The organism is Fusibacter sp. A1 (genome assembly GCF_004125825.1).
GTDB lineage: Bacteria > Bacillota > Clostridia > Peptostreptococcales > Acidaminobacteraceae > QQWI01.
Genome location: NZ_QQWI01000001.1, coordinates 89,992 through 114,136 on the forward strand (window position 1 = coordinate 89,992; position 24,145 = coordinate 114,136).

The window sequence follows — 24,145 nt, forward strand, 5'->3', positions numbered from 1 at the left end:
AATCCTCTCAAAATTCTTGTCATCACTTGATAGAGCCGGAAACCATTCCCTTGATGATATGTTTCTGCGCAAATAGGAATCCGATGACAACCGGCGCGGCGGCCATCAGAACGGCTGTCATGATCAAATCCCACTTTTTAACAAACGACCCTGCAAATCCTCTGATTGCAAGAGGAATCGTCTGAATATCCTGCCCTACACCCAGCACCAAAGACGGTAATAGAAAATCATTCCATATCCAGATCGCGTTCAAAATGATCACCGTCACGAAGATAGGTTTTAAGATTGGCAGAATAATCCTAAAGAAGATTTGAGGTTTGGTGCATCCGTCGATCGTAGCCGCTTCTTCAAGTTCTTTGGGAATCGATTTTATAAAACCGTGAAACATGAACACTGCAAGCGGTGCGCCAAAACCGATATAGGCCATGATCATCCCATGATAGGTTCTTAGCATCGGAATGCCTGTTGTTTCTTTAATCACCCTAAAGAATGACACAAGCGGAAACATGACCACCTGAAAAGGGATGATCAATCCGCTTAAGAAAACTAGAAAGACTATAGTGGATAACTTTGATTTTGTTCTTACTAGTACCCAGGAAGCCATTGCAGAAAACACCGAAATCGTCAGCAATGAGCAAAAGGTGATGATGACAGAGGTTAAAACACTTGACGAATACCTCACGGTCGGCTTGCTCCAGATTTCTTTGATATTGTCTAACAGCTGTCCCCAGTCGTTTGGCATCGCAATCGGATCAACGATGATCTCGAGTGACGCCTTGGCGGAATTGATGATGACGATAAAAAATGGAAACATCGTAATTACGAATAAAAGAACTGTTATGACCGTGAGTAGGACCGTCATCGTTTTTTTGTTTTTAGACATTACATTTCCACCTCTCTTTTTTTATTGTAGTATACCTGCCCTATCGAGATGAATGACAGCACTACGAAGAATACGATCGCCCTCGCCTGACCTTCGGCCATGTTGTTGTATTTGAATGCCACATTATAGATGTGAACCGCCAAAAGTTCAGTCGAATTGACTATCTTATCCATGTAGATGTCAGAAGGACCGCCATTTGTGAGGGCGATGATGATGTCATATTGCTTAAAGGAATTGACAAGTGTTAGGAAGGACGTGATCGTAAAAGCTTGTGCGATCATAGGTACCGTAATGTTGATCAGCTTCTGCCAGAAGTTGGCACCGTCTATCTCACTTGCCTCCAGAAGTTCCTGTGGCACGTTCAACAGCGCTGCGATATAGATCATCATGATATACCCAGCATATTGCCATGTGAAGGCGAAGATAAGTCCGAACAGGGTCAAGTTAGGCTCTGCCAGAATAAGTAACTGTTCTATAAAATCAATCCCCAAGAGGGCCCCGATCGCTGGAACAACACTTTTGAAGATGAATTGCCAAATATATCCGAGCACAAGTCCACCTATGAGGTTTGGAATAAAGAACCCCGCTCTATAAAAGTTCTTGAATTTTATCTCCCTTGTCACTAAAAAAGCCAACGTTAAGGAAACCATATTGATTGAGATGACGCTCAAGAGCGTAAATAGAAACGTTCTGATAAATGAGTATCTAAATGCAAAATCAGAAAACATGCTGGTATAGTTCTTGATTCCTACAAAATTGGCCTTCATGCCGGCGACAGCCGTCCAATCTGTGAAGGAATAATATAATCCCATAAAGAACGGAATAATGACTACTAGTAAAAACGACAGCAGGGCAGGTGCTAAAAACAACCAAAACACTACTTTATCCTTTACATATCTATTCATTTGATTTCCCCTTTTAAAGTTAAAGGTGTGGGGGAGTCTCCCCACACCCTAATTAACCCATATCACTTGTGTGCAAACGAGGATAAGGTTTAGACTACTTTTTCAGTTCTTGTATCTTTGCTGCCAGCTGATTGATAAACTCACCTTTGTCGATATCCCCTTTTGCAAAACTCTCATATAGGGGGGCGATGGTTCCCATGCCAAAACCGTCCGCCATGTCATTTTGAAGCCATGTGTAGGCATTTCCCTTAGCAACCCATTCTGCGACATTTGCAGAAAGCGGCGTTTCGGGTTTAAGTGTGACATTTGTAAATGCAGGAACCATTTTGGCTTCGTTCACCATGTAGTTGTGACCAGCTTCGCTTGTAGCCATGTAGTTTAAAAAGTCCTTTACAGCATCTTGGTTCTCACTGTCCTTGTTCATGACATAGTAAGATGGAGCACCGATAAAGAGTGTGTTCATTTCGCCCTGTACAGACGCGTGTGGAGCGAATGCCATCTCAAAATCAACTCCGTTGGATGTCATCCATGGATCGATCCAGTTGCCCTGGTGGATGAACGCCGCCTGCTTAGTACCGAACTGTCCGACCTGAGCGTCATAGTTGCCTGTCAAGAGTACCGCACGGTCTGAATATTCGAATAGAAGCTCCACCCAGTCCGCATATTCCGATAAACGCCGCATATCCGCTTCGCCGCTATTAAGCATATCAAGTACCGTCGTGTCGCCATACTCGAGACCAGCCGACAAATAACCGTTGAAGTTATGTAAGCCCGTCACCCATCTCATGTCGGGACCTGCCGCCATGGCTACGACTGATTTGATGCCTAGTTCTTCTTTCATCGAGTCGATTTTTTCAAAAGCGCTTCTATAGGCGTCCTGGTTTGTGAGCGTCACAGGGTCGATACCCGCCTTTTCAAGCATCTCCACATTGTATGCCATTCCCCAAGCTTCAACCGCTACAGGAAACCCGTATGTCTTTTCGTCTACTACGAATTCGAGTGCTGTAAGGTCCATCCACTCTTCATTTTCGTAATGAGCAAGTTTTGATTCCCAAGTCTTATATCCGCCCATCCCTTCGATAACGAATACATCCGGTTGTCTGTCCGACTGAAACTCCGCCTTAAGCGTTTCGGCATATGGAGAATCGCCACCAGATGTTTTTATGATGACCTTCACACCTGTTAGAGCCTCATACTCGGCCGCGAATGCCGATAGTTGTTCGTGGATCTCGACCTTGTTTTGATAAATGACGATCTCCTGTTCTTCCTTCTTGGATGTTTCAGTCGTATTCGCCACTTCGGACTTTGTACCCGACTCAGAATCCGATGTCTGTGTCTGCGCGGTGGTTCCGCACCCGGTGAAAGCAATGAGTACCAATACAAGTGCCATTAGTAATGCTAAAACCCTTTTCATAATGTCTCCTTTCAAATGTTTGCTAGTTGAGCTATATAAACCTGCACAATCAGGTTTATTTTAAATTAGGTAACCGGTTTCCTGCTGACTATTAGTGTGGCCTACTTTTTTAAGTAGGCCCAAGTAGTCATTATGTGGATTCTCTTATGATCAGCTCATAGTCATGTACAATCTTTTCAGCGGTTGGTTTTCCAGCGATCTGATCCAGAACCAGAGCAACAGCGCTAGCGCCTCTGAGTTCAAAATCCTGTCTCACGGTCGTTAAGGAAGGACTGAACAGCTTTGCAAAATCGATATCGTCGAAGCCTGTTACTGCAACATCTTCAGGTACACGGTATCCATCCTGTGTTAGTGCTTTTATGGCTCCGAAGGCCATTTCGTCATTTGCACAGAAGATGGCGTCTAAGTCCTTGTTGTTTTCTATCAGGTACTTGGCTCCGCTAAATCCTGTTTCATATTTGTAATTACCCTGATAGTGCAGTGAGTCCGACTGAGTCAGATGCTGTTCTTGTAAGGCAGACGCATACCCCTTGTAGCGGGCCAGTCCCGTATTGAAATCATTGAAGGGTCCGTGGATCATCGCAATTTTCTTTCGGCCTGTCTTAATCAGATAGCTGGTCATCTCATAGGCAGCGGCATGGTTGTCGATCACCACTTTGGGATAATTCCAGTGCTCCGAATCAAAACTGACCATCACAATCGGTTTTCCGAACTGCTTAAGTCTCTCAGTCATCTCTTCTGAATAGTGGAATGCCGCCATGATGATGCCGTCCACTTCCTTTTCACGCATCAAATCGATATACCTGAGTTCCATATCAAAATCATAGCGTGTATTGCAAAGGAATACCGTATAATTGTCTTCAATCGCCCGAGATTCGATTCCATTTAGCATTTTCGAAAAAACTGGATTGGAGATATCAGGAATGATCACGCCGATAATCCTTGTTTCTTTAATCGATAAGCTTCTTGCTAGAGAACTTGGCCGGTAATTGGTTTCTTCGATCACCTTCATAACCCGATCTCTCACTTCTTGACTCACCGGCTTTGAATCATTCAAGACTCTCGAAACAGTAGCCTTGGAAACTCCAGCCAGCTTTGCAATATCTTTAATCGCATACCTCATTGGATCTCACCTCTAATCGTAGCATAGCAGGAAACCGGTTACATATCAACCGACTAATCGATTCACCACCTCAAAAAAAGTAAAAGACGGCACTTCAGCTCCGGTTACGAAGCAAGGTGCCGCCTGTATAGCTCAATGATTATTCTTCCAGTTGTTCAACTTGTCTTAAAAATCGCTTGATATTACCAGCGTCGTCGATAATCGGTTCAATCGATTCGTCCATATTCACATGATCCATGATGTCCGCGATAAAGCCCGACATATCCACCGGTTCAAACCAATCAGCGGAAAGCGCTTTTGGTGGAATATAAGTGAGGTTTGTTGAAAACACCTTTTCAATAACCCCTTCTTTATGGTACTTTTCAAACTTTTCTACGCCTTCTGTGAATAGGGCGAAAGTAGTCGCAACATAGATTCGTTTCGCATTGCGCTTTTTAAGCTCATTGGCAATGTCAAAAACTGACTCGCCCGATGCGATCATATCATCCACAATCAGGACATCCATACCGTCCACATCTCTGCCCATATACTCATGCTCCACAATCGGATTCTTGCCGCCGACAACTTTAGAATAGTCTCTGCGCTTATAGAACATGCCGACATCCACACCCAGCACGCTCGCATAGTAGATCGAACGGTCCATGGCACCGGTATCGGGACTGATGATGATAAGGTTCTTATTGTCAAGAATGAGATTTCTATCCACCTCGAACATTTTTTTGACAATATTGAATGTCGGATACATGTTGTTGAACGCCACAAGCGGAATCGCATTTTGAACGTTCGGATCATGCACATCGAAGGTGATGATGCTGTGAACGCCAAGTGTCTCAAGTTCTTGCATCGCCTGAGCACAATCCAGCGATTCACGGTACTTACGCCTATGCTGACGGCTTTCATACAACAGCGGCATCATGACGGTAACCCGTTTTGCACGACCGTTTAGTGCGGATACCACACGTTTGATATCTTGAAAATGTTCATCAGGGCCTTTTCTATTTGTAAAACCGTACATCTCATACGTGCAACTATAATTGCCGACATCGCATAGAATGAAGATATCGCGACCGCGCACACTTTCTTCAATGACGACCTTCCCTTCGCCGTTGGAAAATCTCACTTCTTTGATATCGATCAGATAGGATTCCTGCATGGCATGATTGCTACCCAGTTCTTTGATATCGTAGTTTCGCTTCGAAGTCAGAAAGTAATCGATGGTTTCTCCAATTTCCTTACAGCTCTCCAGTGCGATAATGCCTAGCTTTCCATTTGGTTCTCTTTCCGGTTGATAGTACATAATATCCTCCTCTATTTCCCACGATTAATATTATACCCTAAGTAGCAAAAATTATAACCCCTAACTAAGAGCCCACTGCAAATAATTAATTAAGTGGCAGATTGTGTTTAACATCGTCATATTTGTATATAAGTGTAATGATACACATCGTGATTATCATGTCAAAGGAGGTGTGTTTATGTTAAGCTCCATGTTCATAAAAAAGGAGACAAAAATTCTTGTCTGCGATAACTCGAAACTGACACTGCCCAAGCTACAGCATTTTCTTGAGTCGCAGGATTATACCGTGCTTCACGCGAAAAATGACGCTGAAGCGCTATACTCTTTCGCTACTCAGATGCCTGATGCGATCATCCTATCCGACGCGCCACCACATATAAACGGGATCGAACTGACAAAAAAAATAGTCTCCATGTTGGATCACCCGGACGATGTTCCGATTATCCTGCTTACAGATCTGGATTCCTCGACATCCATAGCAGCCGCCTTGAGTGCGGGTGCATATGACTATATGGCAAGACCCTTCGACTTTACAACCTTGAATCAGAGGCTAAGTCGATTACTCGCTCCTAAGATCATGCAGCGTGATTTGATCAATACTACAAAATTCACAAATTCCATCGTTGAGAATGCGGCGGACAGTATTGTCACTGTCGATAAGCATGGCGACATCATCTATCTCAATCCATCAGCGCAAAAGCTGTTCAGTTTCTTTGATATCAAGGAGACTGAAAAAAACATTAACAAGATGTTCCATAAGCTCTTTATCAACCATGCCCAGACAGTCGACATCAACAGTCTTGTCAACGGAACCTACGAGACCGAATGTCTGTCCTTTGACGGGTCCTACATTCCCGTGGAGTTTTCTGTCACAGAATTCCTCATCGATGACGACATCCACCATACCATCATACTTAAAGACATCAGCGACCGAAAAGAGTATGAGGCTCGAATCAGACAGCATGCGTTTTATGATTCACTTACAGGACTACCCAACCGCGTCCTGCTTAAAGAAAGGTTCGATGTCGAAATCAACCGTGCAAGAAGAACCAAAACTCAACTTGCAATCATCCATGTGGACCTCGACCGATTCAAAATCATCAACGACACAATGGGCCATTCCACCGGAGACGAGCTCTTACAGGCGGTTTCCAAAAGAATGCTTTGTGCAATAAGAAAAGATGATTTTATCGCACGCATCGGTGGAGATGAGTTTCTGATCCTGATTCCAGGTCTGCATAACGATGAGCATATAGGTAAGGTCGCTACAAACGTCCTGCAAAGCATCAACAAGCCTTTCTCCATCAACAATTTCGAAATCAATATCACCGGCAGCATCGGCATTTCGATATGTCCCGATGACGGACAAGATCAGGAAACGCTGATCACCAATGCCGACATCGCCCTTTACCGTTCAAAGGAAAGCGGAAAAAACGAATTCAAGACCTACACGCCCGAACTCAGCACCAAGGCGCTGGCTAGAATGGAAATGGAGTACGACCTCAGAAAAGCGGTAGACAACCAGGAGTTTGTCGTCTACTATCAGCCTAAGGTGAGTACCGTCACAGAGACGATTATCGGAATGGAAGCACTCGTGCGCTGGATTCATCCTAAACATGGTCTTGTGCCTCCCAATGATTTCATACCGCTCGCCGAAGAAACAGGAATCATACTTAAGATCGGCGACTGGGTCTTAAAAGAAGCCTGTATCCACAACAAGCGGCTTCAGGAAGAGGGATTCGATCCGATCATTGTTTCTGTGAACCTGTCGATGAAGCAATTTGAACAGAAGGACTTTGTCGATTCCATCATCAGCACGCTTGAAGAGACCGGGCTTTCACCGGAATATCTTGATCTGGAGATCACAGAAAGTATCGCCATGCTGGATATCGACAACACAGTCAGGATCATAAAATCCCTTCAGGCTTATGGCGTGCACTTTTCGATAGACGATTTCGGAACAGGGTATTCCTCATTGAGTCAGCTGGGCAAGCTGACTGTGGACAAACTGAAGATAGATAAGTCCTTCATCAGCAATATGGAGCACGTCAAGAGCGACTCGATCATCGCATCCACCATCCTCGCGCTCGGTAAGAATCTGAACATGAAGATTGTGGCAGAAGGTGTCGAAAACCTTGAACATGTCGCTTTCTTAAAAGAAAACCTGTGCGATGAGATGCAGGGATACTACTACGGAAAACCCATGACTATTGAAAATTTCACCAGTCTGCTAAAACAAAAGAATCTCCGTCGATGACGGAGATTCTTTATTCTTTATTCGCTATCTACCAGCGACTTGTTTCTTTTCTTGTCTTCATACATTTTTTTATCCGCTTGCTCGACAAAACTTGTGAGTGACATATCTGAGACATAACTTACGACTCCTTTGCTGATCGACATTTTGTAAGGAGCGTTTTCTGTTTCCGAGATGCTTTCGATCTCCTTCTCAATCCTTGACAAGGTTTCATAAGCCTTTCTCTCAGGACAGTGATGGAAGACAACTAGAAACTCGTCACCACCTAGCCTGCAGACGATATCGGTGGACCTTGTGTTATTCATCAGACTGTCGGATACGATTTTAAGATACTGGTCCCCCGCATTATGACCGAGGGTGTCGTTCACCTCTTTTAAATTGTTGATATCGATAAAACAGATCACCAAGTCCGTCTTATTCTTTTTGGCGGCTTCCATCGCCATTTCAAGTCGTTCGAATCCGATACGCCTTGTCAGCACTCCGGTAAGCACGTCATAGGTCGCATATTCAAGGATCTGGTTGTTCTTTTCTTCTAGCTGGTCGAGCATATCGTTGATATTGTCAGCCAGTATGCCGATATCATCCTTGCCTTTACTGGTCACTCTAAGATGTAGATCCTGCCTATTGTGAATCACAAGCACCTCTCCGCTGAGTTCTGAAATTCTGGCAACGCCGTCATGGACTCCATAATACATGACGATAGTCAGAACAAGGAATACCGTCGTAAACATGATTAGAGTATCCATCAAGGTCTCTTTTCCAAGTGATGTGATGTCGTGAGGTATCTCTGTGATGATCGATATATTGCCTAAAAAGTTTACATACTCCACATGAACGTTCAAGTCGGTATGATCATTTTGCCTCATTACCTGGATGGGTGGCACCTCAGAATATTGGACCACGGGATACTCCCAGTTCAGATCGATCAGCAGCGATTCACTCAATGACTTGATAAGGGGCTGGTTGACGATGGTTGCGAATACGATAAGTCCTTTTTCGGGAGCGGTTTCTTGAGTATCGGTCAGCTTCATCGAAGTATATACCAGTGTCATGTCTCCAATTTTAAAAAAACCGCTGGTCTCTGGGTAGAGAAATGCGTCGTCGATCAATTGTTTTGGAACATCTATAGGTTCGTTATTAAGATAATCATGACCCTGTTTGAAAAGCACGCGTCCATTGTCATCATAGATAATAGCGTAGTTGATGGTCTGATCGATAAAGAGGCCTCTTGAAAAATTGCTTGTTATGAATTCTTCATTCGGCTGCTCGATAAAGGCATAGGCGTCGTCCCACTTCGCCCAATCGAGCAAGATGGACTCATGCATGCGAACAAGATGACTTATTCCCGATTCGATTCTCTTGATTTCCCAGTTGAGACGTTCCTCCTCAAGAATATCATACCCTTTCATTGCCGTAGTGCTACCTATGAACAACATGATCGAGAATGAAGCTACGAAGAATAGGATAAAGAAATAGAATACTTTTGTTTTGATTTTCATCGTCATCACCCCTCAGTAATATCACTTATAGTATTGATACTCAATTTTCCCTGTTTATAACATCTTTCTTTCGCTTTATGCTAGCAATGAAGCCACAGAGGTGATATTCAAGTTGACTTTTAAATGAATTCACTATAGTATCTCAAATAGACGAGTTACAGTAAAAGGAGTTCCTAATGAAAAAGAAAAGCAATAAAAAACCGAATTACTTTCAACAACAAGAAGCCAACAAGAAAAACCCTGAACCGAAACGTGACAAAGCCCACTATAAAGAGGTGAAAAAAGCACCCATACTGAAAGTCCTCGAGAAATCCCAAAATGAAGAAGCCCACTTTGACGCCTGCTACCGATTCGCAAAAAAAATGAGCGATCCAAACAGTACGGAGATTCAAACGGTTCACCTGAATATGAAAGATCAGCTTCTCTTCAATATGGAGCAAGATGAAGAATTCACTAGGTTATGGCAGGCTCACGAGCTTCTACTACTGGTTGAATTTCCGAAGAACTGGAAAACAATGGAGATTGATACAGGCGAGGAATATGATGACGATGACTTTGATTTTGAGGATGTGGAAGAACGGTTCGACTACCTCTATGAGACAAGCATGAGAATCTACGAAAAATAGCATAAAAAAACACACGCTTTTGTCTTAGACTACAGCGTGTGTTTTTTTGCTATTTAGTAGGTCAACAGGGCTTCAGATTCTTTGACCGAAGCTTCACGATTGTCAAAGGGATTGTTTTTGACAGCCGCTAAGAATAAGTATGGATATTCTACCTGCAGATGCAGCATATAAGACACCCATTCCTCAGCGAGTCTCCTATAGACCCTATCGATATCCACTTTCAGATGGTCGATATCCACCTGCTCAAGTTCATCTATAGGTCTGTGCTTAAGTTCATCGGCCAAGTGGAAGGTACTCATAAGCACTTCTGAAAACGCGCCGTGTTCTTGTATTGTCGGATTTGTAATCAGATTTACGATCATGTCCTTATGTACAGTCAGCTTTTGATCCAGTCCCTTTAGATCGATCAGGGGCATACTCACACTGTATTTATGAGCCTGAATGCACGAGGCGAGTTCATCATATTTTGAAGCGTTCCATTTGAAATCGATGTTGGCGCTGATGGCGCCATCCCCAAGCCCCTTATCCGCCGCCACAAGATGGGTCAGTAGGTAGTTGCCCACTTCCTGATAAAAGAGTCCGATGAGCATGTTCAGTTTTTTAGTGATCATCCTCTCGTCCCGTTTTTCGATAATGCGCTCAAGCACCACGGATACAAAGAACACCTCCAGCGGTATGAAGGCGATATCCGCCACTAGGAAAATCATGATATGGTGCATATCTCTAAAGACCACATAATGTACGGCATGCAGAAGGATGGATAATCCTATCAGCGCTATTCCCAGTAAGATCGTCTGTTTATGCTTTTTCATTTGAATAGGCTCCTTTTAATTTAACAAATCGTGACCAATAGGTTCTTATCATGATGCCTGTTGACGAGCCGACAAAGTCGATTATCACATCATAGGCTGATGGTCCTCTGCCTGGTACAAAGCTTTGATGGACCTCATCGCTGACCGCATAGGCCAAGCACACTAAAAGTACTGCAGCAACCCGCACTCTAGTTTTTTTTATATCGTGTTCAAGCGCATTTGACGTCAGGATTCCAAGCAGCGCATAGGCGCTAAAATGAGCTGTCTTTCGGATAAACACATGTAGCTGATCAAACCCGATAGAAGAGCCGAAAGAAAGTTTCTCAAACAGCGCGGCAACCCATCTCATGACACCACTGCTAAGTTCACCCGAATCCTGTGCGGATTGTGAAGACAAATAAAAAATAGTCGCCATCCACAGCAGCGCCATTGTATAATCTTTGATTTTAGTTTTTGTCATAGTATGTCCAATCTTTTAGGGTAAGTCACCAAAAACAATTATAACAGGGGTATCCTTATTATTCCACATTAAAAATCCCCTACCACAAGTTGTGATAGGGGCTGTGCATTAAGCTATTTAGTCGTTGATGGGAAACTCGATGGTGAAGAGCGTACCTTTTCCTACCACGCTGTCACAAGTGACCTTCCCTTTAAGCAGGCCGGTCACTATGTTGTAGACAATGTTTAATCCAAGTCCGCTTCCGCCTTGCTTTCTATTGGTCGTAAAGAAAGGCTCAAAGATACGGGACAGATGCTCAGCATCGATTCCCTTTCCGTCATCCGAAAACTTTAGTATTCCTGTGTTTCCTTGTTTTTCAAAGGACAGGTTGATCTCACCCGATGTCCCAGGCGCATACGCATGCGTCAGGGTGTTCATCACAAGGTTGGTGACGATCTGTGAGATTGCTCCAGGGTACGAAAGCACCTGGTCATCTTGGTCGCAGCGGATATTGATCTGGTGTTTTTCCCTTTTCGTCTCATGCTGCAGACTCACCATGATCATGTTCAGATATTCACAGACGCCAAACTCAGATCTGTCTTCAATGCTCTGATGAACGGCAATTTCCTTGAAGCTCTTGACAAGCTTTGCCGCCCGGTCTAGATTATGGCCTATGATCTTCGTGCTTTGATCGATATTCTCCACATAGGCGTCAAAATCTTTTCTCGAAGCCTTATTCTCAGAAAGTTTTTTATGGAACTTGTTGTTGACATCCTCTAGATAAGAGTTTGCGGTGATCGCTGTTCCAAGCGGTGTGTTGATCTCATGGGATACTCCAGAAACCAAACTACCCAAGGAGGCCAGTTTCTCTCGCTCATTCAGCTCGTACAGTACTTTTTCGAGTTCTTTTGTCTTGATTATTACTTTTTCTTCGAGCGTGCTGCGTTCCTGTTCATGAAGGCGCTTTATTTCTGCGTGAGCCTCCAGCACATTGTCCTTCATCGAGTTGAACGAAGCCGCAAGGACTCCGATTTCATCGGTGGTGGTCACTTCGAGTTTGGCGCTGCTGTCAGGGTCCAGTATGGATTCTGTTGAAGCCGCCAAAATATTGAGCCGCTTTGTGAGTCTTGAGTTCATGATTACGATTAAAACAATCACAATGGCGATGATCAGCGCCGAGATGACAAACTCGTCCACAAGCGATTGTCTCAGGTCCTCGTTGATTTGAGTCCCTACATTTTCGTACACCTTGAAAACCTCATCATAAGGTACTGCGAATCCGAGTGTCCAGTACTCGTCGAAGAATCCGAGGTCGGTGCTCCACGTCTGATAAGCCCTTAGCGGTCTTGTGATGACCACGTATTTCTTATCATCGATCTCGATCTCTGTGAATACTGTTTTGTCACCGTTAAGTGGAATGGTCTTCACACTTTCAAAGGTACTGTCAGTGATAAACCGTTGAAGCCTGTTGAATCCAAGTTCCGCGTCCTGCGTGCCTTCCTCGATCCCTTTAATGCCCAAGCTTCGTGCACCCACATCATTGATAGCGAACACATTGCCGTTGGACTGGCTTAAAAATGCGAAACCCGTGTCACTTAGCTTGATCTTCTCTATACGGGTGATAATATCTGTGATCGGCACATCATAACCGAAGGACCCTTCAAATCGTTTGTATTCATCGCTCCAAAGGGGAGTTCCGAAAGTCAATACGATCTCACCTGTCAGTCCGTCCTGAACTGGTGATGACGCTTTTGAAAGCTCCGAAAACGATCCTTTTTCGCTTTTTACCTTTGCCGCAAACTCATAATAATCCTCAGTAAGACCAGGATTGAAAGTCTCCCAGATAGGCAACTCGTTCAGTTCAGGGTAAAGGTCAAAAATATTCTCTCCGATATTCGACCACGGCGCAAGTCTGAACATGCCTTCTGTGTCGGCACCTTGGTAATAGACCTGCAGCTTGTTCACGCCATGTTCTGCGAAAGCCGGCATCACCATATCAAGAATCATCGTCTGCCTGACAAGCTGTTCGACCCCGTCGAGCATATTGCCCTCCTCGTCTACCTGAAGACCAGGCACGAAAACGGTAGTAGGCTCATCTGACGAGTTCTGGTACCATGCACCGTTATACTCCATCTTGTCTTTAAAGAAGCTGAGATTGTCTAGCGAGTCGGCCAGTACAAGAAACTCCTCTTGATAGTCAAAGGTAGTTTGAGCGATTTGTGCAAGAATCTGGTTCTCCTTCATGATGGCGGACATATCCGCTTCGATGTTGTTGCCTATTTCTGCGATATAGTTGTCATAATATTCCTTAACAAGCTCATTGACCTCATTCTCCATCGTAGTCAGGGACTGTTCAGTCAACTTTCTTACATTGTTTTGTGTAAAATAGATCAGTGTGGTCAGTCCAAGAAGCACACAAACAATGGTGACTGCCGTCAACTTTAAATTCAAACTTTTTTTGAATCGATCGATAATTGGTTTCATCATACTCTCCCTAACATCAAAAGGTAATCTATAGCTTATTTCTAAACTGATACCCTCGATATGAACGCTTAATCCGATAAATAGTTTAAAAAAACAGAACGCTTGCCGCTATCGCTAAAAATATTCTATTGAATTTTTGTAAACATTATTGCTTTTTTATGAAAGACACGTGTATACTCAGTACAGACACTTATACTAACCATGAAAGGAATCCCTATGAAAAACAATTTATTAGTCAAACTGGTAATCGGTATCCTCGCAGGCATTGCCATCGGCCTTGTCTCTGCGGCAGTCGATATGCTACTCCTTGTCCGTCTGATGTCTACTTTCAGCAGCATCTTCGGCAACTTCCTAAAATTCATCATTCCATGCATCATCATCGGCTTTGTCGCCCCGGGTATAGCAGAACTCGGTAAAGACGCGGGCAAGATGCTCGGATTGACGGCGGTCATCGCCTATTCTTCCGCAGTAGGCGCAGGTATCATGGCTTTCCTAATCGGAAAACTGATTCTTCCGATTGTGATAAAAAGCGGAGCGATCGAAGCGGGAAACTCACTCAATGTCTCACCCTTCTTCTCCATAGAGATGGGAACGATCATGGGAGTGATGACGGCTCTTGTGCTCGCCTTTGTCCTCGGTATTGGAATGTCACATCTTAATAATAACAAACTCTATCAGGTAATGAAAGATTTCCAGCATATAATTGAAGGTGTTGTAAAAAAAGTACTGATACCCTTTATTCCCCTACACATCGCCGGTATCTTCGCAAAGATTGCCGCAACCGGAGAAATATTCAGCACCATCGCAGCCTTCTCTTCTGTATTCGTGTTAATATTAATTTTACAACTTAGTTATATTTTAGTCCAGTACGCAATCGCCTGGATGGTCAGCGGCAAGCACCCGCTTAAAGCCATCAGGAACATGCTTCCTGCATACGTCACGGCACTTGGAACTCAGTCAAGTGCAGCGACTATCGCCGTAACTCTTACAAGCGCACGAAAAAATGACATTTCAGAAGACGTTGTCGACTTTGTCATCCCGCTTGGTGCGACAATCCATCTGGCAGGCGACACGATCACACTCGTGCTGGCTTCTATGGCCGTGATGCTCCTTTCTGGAGTCACACCGACATTCGCCTTGATGCTTCCATTCATCTTCATGCTTGGAATCACAATGGTAGCGGCTCCCGGTATCCCTGGCGGAGGTGTCATGGCGGCACTGGGCCTGCTTGAAAATATGCTTGGATTCACAGCGGCGCAGCAAGGCCTGATGATAGCCCTTCACTTCGCACAGGACAGTTTCGGTACTGCGACAAATGTGACAGGCGACGGCGCGATCGCGATCATCATCGATACCATCCATAAGAAGGATCTGATGCAATCGGATAAAGCTTCCTAGAACGCATAAAAAGGCCTCAAAACGGTAATTGAAACTTATCGTTTTGAGGCCTTTTATTCGTTTATTCAGTCAAGATCGAACATTTTGTAGACATCTACATTCTCGATGATTCTGCTTGTCTTTTTCTTGGCATTGCTTAACATCACCTGCATCTGGTCTTCGATCGATTTTTTAATCAGACTTTCGAACTCTATGTTCCTAAGCTTGAAGAACAGTAGCGCATCCTCGTCGAACCTTACCCCGATTCCATAAAGGGCTGCTGCGATATGCTTGCACATGTCAGCCTTATCCGGGCAGGTGCAGCTGAACTGTATCTCCTCAGGGCTGGGAAAAAGTCCGGATTCTTTTAAAACAAACATAGATACGAGGCTTTTAGGAAAATTCCCTTTTAACAGCTCATCCACGCTCTCAATCTGATGCTGGCAGTTTTCGAAGATATAACGCCACTTGCTTTCTGAAAGCGCCTTGATGCTGATCGCAACACGGTAAGGCTCGCTTTCTGTTCCTTGAACAAGCGCGTATACGAATCCCGATTCGATCTGAAGGTCTATGACAAAACCGTGTCTGACATAAAAACTTCCCCGTTGAAGTCTGTTCCTATACTGTCCGTAACTCTTTAGGTTCTTGGTCCAAGCTTTGCCCCACCAAGTATAGGTGATCGCTTCACCCTTGACGACAACAGGAGAGATATCAGGCAAGGTCTCTCTGAGTCTCTCGATTTGAGCAAGGGCGATTGCTTTTCTTTTAGCGACTGAAACGTATTCAGGTTGAAAATCATATGGCATTACACATCACCTACCTGTTGCAGAGTAAACAGCTTGAGCAGCTGATCATTGTCCATTTCGGTGATCCAGCTTTCGCCTGTGGAGGCAATGATGTCACCCGCCAACTTGTTTTTCTCTTCTATCATTAAATCAATCTTTTCTTCAATCGTACCCGATGTGATCAGCTTGTGAACCATCACATTCTTTTTCTGACCTATTCTGAAGGCCCTGTCCGTCGCCTGGTTTTCAACCGCCGGATTCCACCACCTGTCGAAATGGATGACATGATTGGCAGCCGTGAGATTGAGCCCCACACCGCCCGCTTTCAGGGACAATACCATAAAGGGAACATAGGCCTCGCCGCAAAATTCGTCTACAAGTCCCGCTCTTTTTTTAACAGGGGTTCCGCCATGAAGGATCAGCCCGCTCCGTTTGAAAATCGTCTCAAGGAAGTTGGCGATCGGAGTTGTCATCTCTCTAAACTGAGTGAAGACAAGTACTCTCTCTCTTTTTTCATAGATGGTCTCGCAGATTTCCTGCAGGCGTAAAAACTTTCCGCTATGCTTGAGCTCATATTCGTTGAGTCTGAGATAATGGTCCGGGTGATTGCAGATTTGCTTAAACTTCATGATGCTCGAAAGTACAAGCCCTTTTCGTCCGATGCCTTGTGATGCCTCTAGTTTAGCAGTGAGTTCTTTCACAAGCGCTTGATAAAGCACCACTTGTTTTTTTGACAATGTCGTATAGGCTTTCATTTCTATCTTGTCCGGAAGGTCCGCGATGACCGATTTATCGGTTTTGAGCCTTCTCATGATAAAGGGATTCACAACCTCTTTAAGCTTGGAGTAATCCGAATGATGTTCCCGTAAATGCCTGATGAACTGTTTAAACTCCTTGCTGGTTCCAAGCAGTCCCGAATTCAAGAAATCGAACAGCGACCATAGATCGGATAAGCTATTTTCAATAGGAGTACCCGTCAGGGCTATTCTGCCTTTAGCCCTGATTGCCTTGACGGCTTTTGTCTGTTTGGTCGTTGGATTCTTTATTGCCTGGGCCTCGTCGATCACAAGCAGGTCCCACGTCTTCAGACTGAGCTGTTGAAGTCTTGCAACCATGCCGTAGGTGGTGATGTATAGATCAGGCTGATCAGGTTTTAACAAGTCGAACTCGCTAAATTTATTGTAGATCATCTCAAACTTAAGCTCCGGTGAGAATCGTTCGAGTTCACGCTGCCAGTTGCCCATAAGTGAGGCTGGGATAATCAGTAGGGAACAGCCCTTAGACGTAATCCTTATCGATTCCAAGAGGGCGATTACCTGAACCGTCTTTCCAAGTCCCATGTCATCCGCAAGACATGCGCCAAATCCCAACTGGTTCAGGTACCTCAACCAGTTGAATCCCTGTTCCTGATATTCACGTAGAACGGCCTTGAAGTCGCTTGTGAGTGCTACCTGTTCAATCAGCGCCGGGTTTTTCAGCTTGTTTGTGACAAGCTTCAACCACTCTCCATGAGAGATACCTACATTGACATCCCTATTCTTTATATTGAGCAGATCAGCTATATTGAGCTGCAGCCTCATCGCCTCTGCCATCGTAAACTTGCCGTTTTCAAATAGCGCTTTAGCTTTCTCATAGGCTGCAAGCGTCGCCGACAACTGTTCGTGATTGACTTCCACCCACTTGCCATTTATGAGTGAAAGTCCTGAAGTTTCATTTAACATCGACTTAAGGGTCTCTTCCGAGAGCATCTCTTCGTCAAAGTAAAGTGAAGGTTCAAAACTAAGGAGCGCTTCCAAACCAACTTTAGAAGGTTGACTGTCCCCTACTTTGATGTCGATGGATATGGCGTTCTTTTTCGTTTTCCACCAGTCCGGAATCCTTGAGAGTATGCCGCAAGTTTCATAGAGTTCCACTTCGGTTAAGAACGTATACGCCTCATCCGCTGTGAACCTCAAGGGACTGAAAATCTCCCCGCTCTCTACAAGTTCTGCGATAAAGCCGCTTTTTTGAGACGCCTGCGTCACAGAAGACATCAGTTTGAGCAATTTGTCATTCTCACCTTCAAATTCAGTAAGCGCACTCTTTAAAGGGATATGCGATGATTTCTCATTCGCCATGTTCCCGTTGCTGTACGTCGCTAAAAATGCGAAAGGATACGCATTCGAATCCTGTTCGACCAAGTGAAAGAACACGCTCCCCATCACATGCAGATTGCTGTTGTAAGAAGACAGATAATCATCTATCGGACCGTCATAGTCTGCAATTTCAGACGAGAAGACAGCTGACAACTTTTCGTAGGTGGATTGGATCCACCTCTCGTCGATACATTCCATGCCGATCACATAAGGAACGCTACCTAAAATGAAATAGATGTCGTCCTTCGTCGGTGATACCATCACTTTTTCCCGCTTGAACTCGAGGTCCGCTGTTAGTGCCAATCGTTTCAAGAACTGTAGTGAAACACTATATAAGAACTTCATCGATTCGGATAAATACTCCGGTGCTTCATCAAAACCGAAAAAGAACAGCATTTTATCATGATTTTCCAAATACCGATGGTATAGATCCAGTTCAAAATCCACCTGGTCATCATCTAGTTTCAGATTGGAAACCGCATTGAAGTCCAGTCTGAATCCGTGTTCAAAAAAACAAACAGTCAAAACCTGGTTATTGATAGGCTTATCATTATAAGTCAAAACTGTTCACCCTCCCTTTTCCAAAAAAAAATAGTCCATCTGACCATTATACTACAAAATCCAATAATTCGAAAATAAAAAAAGGGCCAAGCCCTTTTACAAATAGATAAATCGCCTATCATAAATCATAAATCACAGGTCCACCTCGCAAAGATCGAATGGCGTTTCCTGATAGACATAATAGTTCAACCAATTGGAGAACAATAGATGACCATGCCCCCTCCACCTTACGATCGGTTCTTTCCTATCATCGTTGTCCCTAAAATAGTTGGCAGGTTTATCAAGGGTTAGTCCCTTGTTCAGATCCCTAAAGTATTCGTTTGCAAGCGTCATCACATCATACTCCGAGTGTCCGGTGGCATAAACCTCCTTACCGTCCTTTGAGATGATCAGGCCCACGCCGGATTCCTTAGAATAGGCTAGAACCTTCAGACAGTCAACCTTTTGCACATCCTCAAGCGTAATTTCCGTGTGTCTTGACTGAGGTATCCAGAAGAAATCGTCGAATCCTCGAAGCAGTCTTGAATGCTCGACCAGTTTCTCATGTTCGAACACCCCGAAACACTTTTTAGGCAGTGTTTTTTTCTCAATCCCGTAGTTACGGTAGAGGGCTGCTTGGGCTCCCCAACAGATATGAAATACTCCAAATCCATGGTGCTTGCTCCAATCGAGTATCTCGCAGAGTTCATCCCAGTAAGTCACCTTCTCATACTCGTAAACTTCAACCGGCGCACCCGTAATCACGATTCCGTCAAAATTCTCATGCCTCACTTCAGAAAAGGATTTATAAAACCTTTCAAGATGCGCCGCTGAGGTTGTTTTGGGCGTATGGGTATCCAGCTGTATCAAAACAATTTCGATTTGAAGCGGTGAGTTGCCAAGAACACGTAGCAACTGAGTCTCTGTGACCTCTTTGGTAGGCATCAAATTCACAATCCCTATCCTAAGCGGTCTGATATCCTGATGCATGGCCCTATCGCGGGTCATTGTGAAGATGTTCTCCTGTTTAAGCACCGCAGCTGCCGGAAGCCTGTCTGGAATTATTACTGGCATGCCTATTCCCCCTGTTTATACGATTTACTTATTATACAATACAACCTTGGTAAAGGATTAGTATGTAATTGTTATATCAGACCACACAAAAAAGACCGATACATTTCGTATCGGTCCGCTGTCATTTATTGCAACAAGTACGTAGCAAGCCTAGGTTGGTTATCGGTGTTCACATAATGGATGATTTCTTCATCAGCAGTTAAGTTCGCCATGACAAAGGCCTTGAAATCCTGAGTGTAATAGTAGGTATGCTTACTGAACCATGCCAGATGTAACACTTTTTCTTCAAGCAAAAGGGCGATCCAATCGGTTTTTGTGTCGCCGATCAGTAGATATTCATAACGGCGATAAAGTTGCGCTATCAGATCCCAATAAAGTAAAGCATAAATGCTATATTCAATTGATGACATCTTAGACTTAAGCCCTCTTATCTTGTAATAAGGGACCCCATCATAAATCTCATCAGGAAAAGCTAACTGATTATATCTAAGATCATTATATTCTTTTCTGATAGCGTAAAGACTATCAAATGATGTCGAACTGAGAGCATTCATAATAACCTCGATTCTTTTTCATACAACGTAAAACTTACTTAATTTATGCCCAAAAAGAACGATTTCAAACCCAAAAATGCAGATTTCATAGATAAACCTTTATCTGTAATTGTTTACATAATTGAATTAACTTCTTCTACCTGTCTGCCGCCGTCACAAAATTGACACAGTCAGATGGTATACTATATCATCAACTTACCTCAATATGATATATTTACTATGGAGGATTACTTATGAAACCAATAAATATACTTACAATCGAAGACGATCCGGATCTGCGTAAAATCATAGTAACCTATCTAAAAAGTGAGGGCTACGCGTACTTTGAAGCTGAAGACGGAACAGCTGCAGGCAAGCTGCTAGACGAACATGTTTTTGATGTGATCATCTTGGATGTGATGTTGCCCGACACCGACGGATGGAGAATACTAAGGAACATTCGGCGCAGCAATAAAACGCCTGTCATCATGCTCACTTCTCGAAGCGAAGAAGAGGACAAATTATTCGGATTCGAACTCGGTGCCGATGACTACCTCACAAAACCCTTTAGTCCTAGAGAACTGATGGCGAGAATTAGAGCGTTACTTGCAAGAAGCGGTTCACTCAAAGGTAGTGACCCTATCCTGCTAGGTCCTATCCGCTTCGATCCTCAAAAACATGTCGTTTCGCTGGATGGAAGACCACTCGATCTGACTCCCCTTGAATATGACCTCATGTATGCCTTCATAAAAAATCCAGGAATCGCACTATCCCGCGAAAAGCTGCTGGATCTCGTGTGGGGGATCGACTATTTCGGAGACACAAGAACCGTAGATACGCACATCAAAAGGCTACGACAAAAACTGGAGCACGCAAGTGACTTGATTGAGACGGTAAGGGGTTACGGGTACAGACTAGAGGTGCATCCATGAAAAAATCCATCACCACTAAATTATTTTTGGTAATCGCAGGTCTGATGACGCTGTTTTTCTTAGCACTTGCGATCATCATCAATCAGTTTCTGCCTAGCTACTACGAAAACTCGTGGATTTCCAATATCTCGACCGATCTTGAGCATATCGCAAACTCTGAAATCGATCTCGATCTTCTTCTTGAAGACCTTCTATCCACCTATGGAGGCGCCTATGAGATCACAAACATGCCTGAAGCCGCAGTCCAGATCGGTAAAGGTCAAAACAGTAACAACGTGACCGTGACGACAGAACAGGATGGCATCAGCCATCGAACCTTCAGCAACAAGTACGGGGTTACATTCGAGATCTTCACCACAAAGCTCGCCGACCACTGGCTGGTTTACCAGGTGCCCCGTTCAAGCGTAGATACAGCCGTTGAAATCTTTTCACAATTTTTCGCAGTCCTGGTACTGGTGGGTATTCTCTTGTCGCTGGTGGCTTCGCAGCTGCTATCGCAGTTCATCACAAAGCCGATCAAAAGACTTACCCAAACCGCCACAAGAATGCAGAGTCATGATTACACCGGCAGCAACACCGGTGTTCAGGAGGACGAGATAGGTGTCCTCTCAGGAGCGCTGCACAGCCTCTATGACGAACTGCTTCAGAACATCAACTCCCTAAAGGACGATTTAAAAAGAGAACGTACGCTTGACATCATGCGAAAGCAGTTTGTCGCCCAGGTATCCCACGAACTCAAGACCCCGCTTGCAATCATCGGCGGTTACGTGAACCTACTGGAAGACGAGCTCTATGAATCCGTTGAGGAACGCGATTCCTGCTATCTTGCGATTAATCATGAGATCAGTCAGCTGGATACCATGGTAAAAAATCTGCTCGAACTTTCAAAGCTTGAAACAGATCCTTTTTCAGTTAAACCGGAGCCGGTCGAGTTCAACGCCTATATCGGCGATCTGTTCTCAAGAGTCACCACGATGATCAACTCCTTTGAACTCGACGTGACCAGTCACATTCAGCGGTGTACCGATATTGTCACACTCGACCCGGCTCGATTCGAACAGGTGATAAAGAACATCTGCATCAATGCGATCGAACATGCCAGCGGTGCGATCAGCCTTAGTGTTAGTGAGCAATCGAACCAAATACAAGTAACTGTCTTCAACGAAGGTCCTTCCATATCCGATGTGGATATCGATCAGGTATTCCTGCCCTTTTTTAAGAATGCCCAAAAGAAATCAGGCAGCGGACTTGGACTAGCAATCGCAAAGAGGATTGTAGAAGCGCATAAGGGATCCATCACAGTAAGAAATCAAGACACAGGGGTTGAGTTCACCGTCGCTGTTCCAATCAAATAAAAACGGGATGTACCTAGATCTTATGTCAAGGTACATCCCTTTTATTGTTCACTCATTAATCCATTAATCCATGATCCACAGCATACGCTTCGATTCTCAATTTCACCTCTGAAAAACTCAAACCGTTTTCAGTACACAGATCTTTGATGACGACAGCCCTGTTTTCGATAACGACTCCGAGCAGCTCTTCTAAGGTATCGATCGACATGCCTTTGTTGACCAGTTCCTGAACGGTAGTCGGACCCTTGATAAAGGGTTCAGGATGATCTTCTTCCACAATCTCTGTTTCAACGATGGGAACCTCTGAAAGTTCGACGCCCCATGACAAGGCCACATGGTCAGATCCTATTTTCGACTTTTCAAGAAGCAGGTCAAGTGCAGGCTTAGGCAACCATGTCTCTTCGACAAGATCGCTTTCAATTCCTGTGTAAAGATGTACAAAATACCTTACAGAAGCCGTCCCTATCTCTGTGCCGTCTTCACCCTCATTAAGATACGAATAAAGGGTCTCAAGACTCTTCACCTGAAATTCCTGCGGCTGGTCTGCCACAATGTCGAATGCTTGAGCAAGTTCGGCACTTGCTATTCCAAAAGCCTGCTCAATATCTAGAAACGTGTAGCTTCCCCTGATGTCACCGGGGTCGAACTCACCTGTCAAAGTGCTTTTCGGTATCTTATCCGACTCCGCAGACCAGATTCCCAAAACATCCGAAAGCCAGACGCCGCCAAAAATAATGATCATCACGCTCAATATGCTAAGTGTTCGTTTCATAAACTCACCCCTTCTTGGTAAACTGCTCAATCACTACCGTATTTTCTATCGGGCAGCTGACTTCGCTCAGGCAATCATGACACGCGATGCACCCTGTATCCCTTATACTTGATTTTGTAGAAATTTCAATATTCATCGGACAGTTCCTGTCACAGAGCTTACAGCTGGTGCAGGAGTCCTCCTTACGTCTGATAGGAAAGATTCGTATCAAATTCGTAAGTCCAAGAAGCGCGCCGTAAGGACAAGCGTACTTGCACCATGGTCTTTCGACAAACAGCGATAAACCCAGTGTCGCAATCAATACAAGTATCGAACCGATTGCAACTTCGCTTGTATAGAAGTTGAACAAGGCGTAGAATGGATCCACTTCTAAAAAAACGAGCGTCAGGGATTTTGCGGTTAGGTAAACGACTGCCACCAAACTGAAATACCTGAAGTAGCGCATCCAATAATCCAGTTTCCTCGGAATGAAATTATTGTACTTCGATTTGAATAATCTTTTACCCAGTTTGCCGACCCATTCCTGGATACTTCCAAGTGGACACAGATAACTGCAAAGCATAGGGCCGAAAAGAATACTGCTGATCATGACAAGTCCAAATAAAATGATGGTTGACTCATGTAATTTGGGTAAATACTGATTATACGTCACCAGGCTGTAAAGTGTTTCGACACCGCCAAACGGACATATGGCATGCAGGGACAATGTCGGAATCAAGGGAATGCTTAAACCGATGTCCTCCAACTGATGATTTGCTACAATGAGTGCGATAAATACAAAGAAAAACAATTGAACGTAGAATCTTACTTTATTTTTGATTTTCATACGTCACCTCCTAAAGACGAGTATAGCAAGCCAATGTGACAATTGAGTGGCAGCTGCGTGAATATCCGCACTTTTGTTCG

The 24,145-nt window shown here is 44.2% G+C and carries 20 protein-coding genes; 5 read left to right on the forward strand and 15 right to left on the reverse strand.

The annotated features are described in order from the left end of the window. Positions 1-22 precede the first annotated feature (22 nt). The 5 genes from DWB64_RS00395 to DWB64_RS00415 all read right to left on the reverse strand — a co-directional run bounded on the left by DWB64_RS00395 (position 23) and on the right by DWB64_RS00415 (position 5,622). Positions 23-883 carry a carbohydrate ABC transporter permease gene (locus DWB64_RS00395; RefSeq protein ID WP_129486194.1) on the reverse strand — a complete coding sequence of 287 codons (861 nt, stop codon included), beginning with the start codon at positions 881-883 and terminating at the stop codon, positions 23-25. Next, the gene (locus DWB64_RS00400) at positions 883-1,788 is read right to left on the reverse strand and encodes a carbohydrate ABC transporter permease (RefSeq protein ID WP_129486195.1); all 906 of its coding nucleotides are present in this window, start codon (positions 1,786-1,788) and stop codon (positions 883-885) included. Before DWB64_RS00400 ends, DWB64_RS00395 begins: the two co-directional genes overlap by 1 nt. A gap of 94 nt (positions 1,789-1,882) precedes the next feature. Then, entirely contained in the window at positions 1,883-3,202 is a 1,320-nt protein-coding gene (locus tag DWB64_RS00405) for an ABC transporter substrate-binding protein (RefSeq protein WP_129486196.1), read from the reverse strand. A 130-nt stretch (positions 3,203-3,332) separates the two neighbouring features. Further along, positions 3,333-4,325 (reverse strand): LacI family DNA-binding transcriptional regulator, encoded by a 993-nt coding sequence (locus tag DWB64_RS00410; protein WP_129486197.1) that lies wholly within the window; start codon positions 4,323-4,325, stop codon positions 3,333-3,335. 139 nt (positions 4,326-4,464) lie between these two features. Next, positions 4,465-5,622 carry a ribose-phosphate pyrophosphokinase gene (locus DWB64_RS00415; RefSeq protein ID WP_129486198.1) on the reverse strand — a complete coding sequence of 386 codons (1,158 nt, stop codon included), beginning with the start codon at positions 5,620-5,622 and terminating at the stop codon, positions 4,465-4,467. 178 nt (positions 5,623-5,800) lie between these two features. On the opposite strand from DWB64_RS00415, the gene DWB64_RS00420 reads away from it, so the two are divergent. Further along, entirely contained in the window at positions 5,801-7,879 is a 2,079-nt protein-coding gene (locus DWB64_RS00420; RefSeq protein WP_129486199.1) for an EAL domain-containing protein, read from the forward strand. 17 nt (positions 7,880-7,896) lie between these two features. On the opposite strand, the gene DWB64_RS00425 is transcribed toward DWB64_RS00420, so the two are convergent. Continuing rightward, complete coding sequence (locus tag DWB64_RS00425) at positions 7,897-9,375, reverse strand: diguanylate cyclase domain-containing protein (RefSeq protein ID WP_164980142.1); 1,479 nt, start codon at positions 9,373-9,375, stop codon at positions 7,897-7,899. A gap of 176 nt (positions 9,376-9,551) precedes the next feature. Between DWB64_RS00425 and DWB64_RS00430 the strand changes: the two genes are divergently transcribed. Then, positions 9,552-10,001, forward strand: coding sequence for a hypothetical protein (locus DWB64_RS00430; RefSeq protein ID WP_129486201.1), 450 nt, complete (start codon positions 9,552-9,554; stop codon positions 9,999-10,001). A gap of 53 nt (positions 10,002-10,054) precedes the next feature. On the opposite strand, the gene DWB64_RS00435 is transcribed toward DWB64_RS00430, so the two are convergent. The 3 genes from DWB64_RS00435 to DWB64_RS00445 all read right to left on the reverse strand — a co-directional run bounded on the left by DWB64_RS00435 (position 10,055) and on the right by DWB64_RS00445 (position 13,736). Continuing rightward, a complete protein-coding gene (locus DWB64_RS00435; RefSeq protein ID WP_129486202.1) occupies positions 10,055-10,813 on the reverse strand; it encodes a hypothetical protein in 759 nt (252 codons plus the stop codon). Next, the gene (locus DWB64_RS00440) at positions 10,800-11,273 is read right to left on the reverse strand and encodes a VanZ family protein (RefSeq protein ID WP_129486203.1); all 474 of its coding nucleotides are present in this window, start codon (positions 11,271-11,273) and stop codon (positions 10,800-10,802) included. The genes DWB64_RS00435 and DWB64_RS00440 overlap by 14 nt, the downstream gene beginning before the upstream one ends. Positions 11,274-11,390: 117 nt before the next feature. Next, entirely contained in the window at positions 11,391-13,736 is a 2,346-nt protein-coding gene (locus DWB64_RS00445) for an ATP-binding protein (protein ID WP_164980143.1), read from the reverse strand. A gap of 216 nt (positions 13,737-13,952) precedes the next feature. On the opposite strand from DWB64_RS00445, the gene DWB64_RS00450 reads away from it, so the two are divergent. Then, on the forward strand, positions 13,953-15,134 hold the full coding sequence (locus tag DWB64_RS00450) for a dicarboxylate/amino acid:cation symporter (protein WP_129486205.1): 1,182 nt from the start codon (positions 13,953-13,955) through the stop codon (positions 15,132-15,134). Positions 15,135-15,199: 65 nt separating this feature from the next. On the opposite strand, the gene DWB64_RS00455 is transcribed toward DWB64_RS00450, so the two are convergent. From DWB64_RS00455 to DWB64_RS00470, 4 genes are all read right to left on the reverse strand, one after another. Beyond that, positions 15,200-15,919, reverse strand: coding sequence for an SWIM zinc finger family protein (locus tag DWB64_RS00455; protein ID WP_129486206.1), 720 nt, complete (start codon positions 15,917-15,919; stop codon positions 15,200-15,202). Then, entirely contained in the window at positions 15,919-18,594 is a 2,676-nt protein-coding gene (locus DWB64_RS00460; RefSeq protein WP_243118928.1) for a DEAD/DEAH box helicase, read from the reverse strand. The genes DWB64_RS00455 and DWB64_RS00460 overlap by 1 nt, the downstream gene beginning before the upstream one ends. Before the next feature lie 132 nt (positions 18,595-18,726). Then, positions 18,727-19,647, reverse strand: a complete 921-nt coding sequence (gene metA / locus DWB64_RS00465; protein ID WP_129486207.1) for a homoserine O-succinyltransferase — start codon at positions 19,645-19,647, stop codon at positions 18,727-18,729. 125 nt (positions 19,648-19,772) lie between these two features. Then, on the reverse strand, positions 19,773-20,201 hold the full coding sequence (locus DWB64_RS00470; RefSeq protein WP_129486208.1) for a hypothetical protein: 429 nt from the start codon (positions 20,199-20,201) through the stop codon (positions 19,773-19,775). 233 nt (positions 20,202-20,434) lie between these two features. Between DWB64_RS00470 and DWB64_RS00475 the strand changes: the two genes are divergently transcribed. Both DWB64_RS00475 and DWB64_RS00480 read left to right on the forward strand, forming a co-directional pair. Beyond that, positions 20,435-21,112 (forward strand): response regulator transcription factor, encoded by a 678-nt coding sequence (locus DWB64_RS00475; protein ID WP_129486209.1) that lies wholly within the window; start codon positions 20,435-20,437, stop codon positions 21,110-21,112. Next, positions 21,109-22,467 (forward strand): HAMP domain-containing sensor histidine kinase, encoded by a 1,359-nt coding sequence (locus tag DWB64_RS00480; RefSeq protein ID WP_129486210.1) that lies wholly within the window; start codon positions 21,109-21,111, stop codon positions 22,465-22,467. The genes DWB64_RS00475 and DWB64_RS00480 overlap by 4 nt, the downstream gene beginning before the upstream one ends. 55 nt (positions 22,468-22,522) lie before the next feature. On the opposite strand, the gene DWB64_RS00485 is transcribed toward DWB64_RS00480, so the two are convergent. After that, entirely contained in the window at positions 22,523-23,239 is a 717-nt protein-coding gene (locus tag DWB64_RS00485) for a hypothetical protein (protein WP_129486211.1), read from the reverse strand. 4 nt (positions 23,240-23,243) lie between these two features. Further along, the gene (locus DWB64_RS00490) at positions 23,244-24,065 is read right to left on the reverse strand and encodes a 4Fe-4S binding protein (protein WP_129486212.1); all 822 of its coding nucleotides are present in this window, start codon (positions 24,063-24,065) and stop codon (positions 23,244-23,246) included. Positions 24,066-24,145 lie beyond the last annotated feature (80 nt).

What these genes read in the sequence shown, in the direction of transcription:
- DWB64_RS00445 (WP_164980143.1), bottom strand. Translation starts at nt 13,736, where the DNA reads ATGAAACCAATTATCGATCGATTCAAAAAAAGTTTGAATTTAAAGTTG.
- DWB64_RS00395 (WP_129486194.1), bottom strand. Translation starts at nt 883, where the DNA reads ATGTCTAAAAACAAAAAAACGATGACGGTCCTACTCACGGTCATAACA.
- DWB64_RS00420 (WP_129486199.1), top strand. Translation starts at nt 5,801, where the DNA reads ATGTTAAGCTCCATGTTCATAAAAAAGGAGACAAAAATTCTTGTCTGC.
- DWB64_RS00480 (WP_129486210.1), top strand. Translation starts at nt 21,109, where the DNA reads ATGAAAAAATCCATCACCACTAAATTATTTTTGGTAATCGCAGGTCTG.
- DWB64_RS00475 (WP_129486209.1), top strand. Translation starts at nt 20,435, where the DNA reads ATGAAACCAATAAATATACTTACAATCGAAGACGATCCGGATCTGCGT.
- DWB64_RS00430 (WP_129486201.1), top strand. Translation starts at nt 9,552, where the DNA reads ATGAAAAAGAAAAGCAATAAAAAACCGAATTACTTTCAACAACAAGAA.
- DWB64_RS00405 (WP_129486196.1), bottom strand. Translation starts at nt 3,202, where the DNA reads ATGAAAAGGGTTTTAGCATTACTAATGGCACTTGTATTGGTACTCATT.
- DWB64_RS00440 (WP_129486203.1), bottom strand. Translation starts at nt 11,273, where the DNA reads ATGACAAAAACTAAAATCAAAGATTATACAATGGCGCTGCTGTGGATG.
- DWB64_RS00470 (WP_129486208.1), bottom strand. Translation starts at nt 20,201, where the DNA reads ATGAATGCTCTCAGTTCGACATCATTTGATAGTCTTTACGCTATCAGA.
- DWB64_RS00400 (WP_129486195.1), bottom strand. Translation starts at nt 1,788, where the DNA reads ATGAATAGATATGTAAAGGATAAAGTAGTGTTTTGGTTGTTTTTAGCA.
- DWB64_RS00485 (WP_129486211.1), bottom strand. Translation starts at nt 23,239, where the DNA reads ATGAAACGAACACTTAGCATATTGAGCGTGATGATCATTATTTTTGGC.
- DWB64_RS00450 (WP_129486205.1), top strand. Translation starts at nt 13,953, where the DNA reads ATGAAAAACAATTTATTAGTCAAACTGGTAATCGGTATCCTCGCAGGC.
- DWB64_RS00410 (WP_129486197.1), bottom strand. Translation starts at nt 4,325, where the DNA reads ATGAGGTATGCGATTAAAGATATTGCAAAGCTGGCTGGAGTTTCCAAG.
- DWB64_RS00490 (WP_129486212.1), bottom strand. Translation starts at nt 24,065, where the DNA reads ATGAAAATCAAAAATAAAGTAAGATTCTACGTTCAATTGTTTTTCTTT.
- DWB64_RS00425 (WP_164980142.1), bottom strand. Translation starts at nt 9,375, where the DNA reads ATGAAAATCAAAACAAAAGTATTCTATTTCTTTATCCTATTCTTCGTA.
- DWB64_RS00455 (WP_129486206.1), bottom strand. Translation starts at nt 15,919, where the DNA reads ATGCCATATGATTTTCAACCTGAATACGTTTCAGTCGCTAAAAGAAAA.
- DWB64_RS00435 (WP_129486202.1), bottom strand. Translation starts at nt 10,813, where the DNA reads ATGAAAAAGCATAAACAGACGATCTTACTGGGAATAGCGCTGATAGGA.
- metA (WP_129486207.1), bottom strand. Translation starts at nt 19,647, where the DNA reads ATGCCAGTAATAATTCCAGACAGGCTTCCGGCAGCTGCGGTGCTTAAA.
- DWB64_RS00415 (WP_129486198.1), bottom strand. Translation starts at nt 5,622, where the DNA reads ATGTACTATCAACCGGAAAGAGAACCAAATGGAAAGCTAGGCATTATC.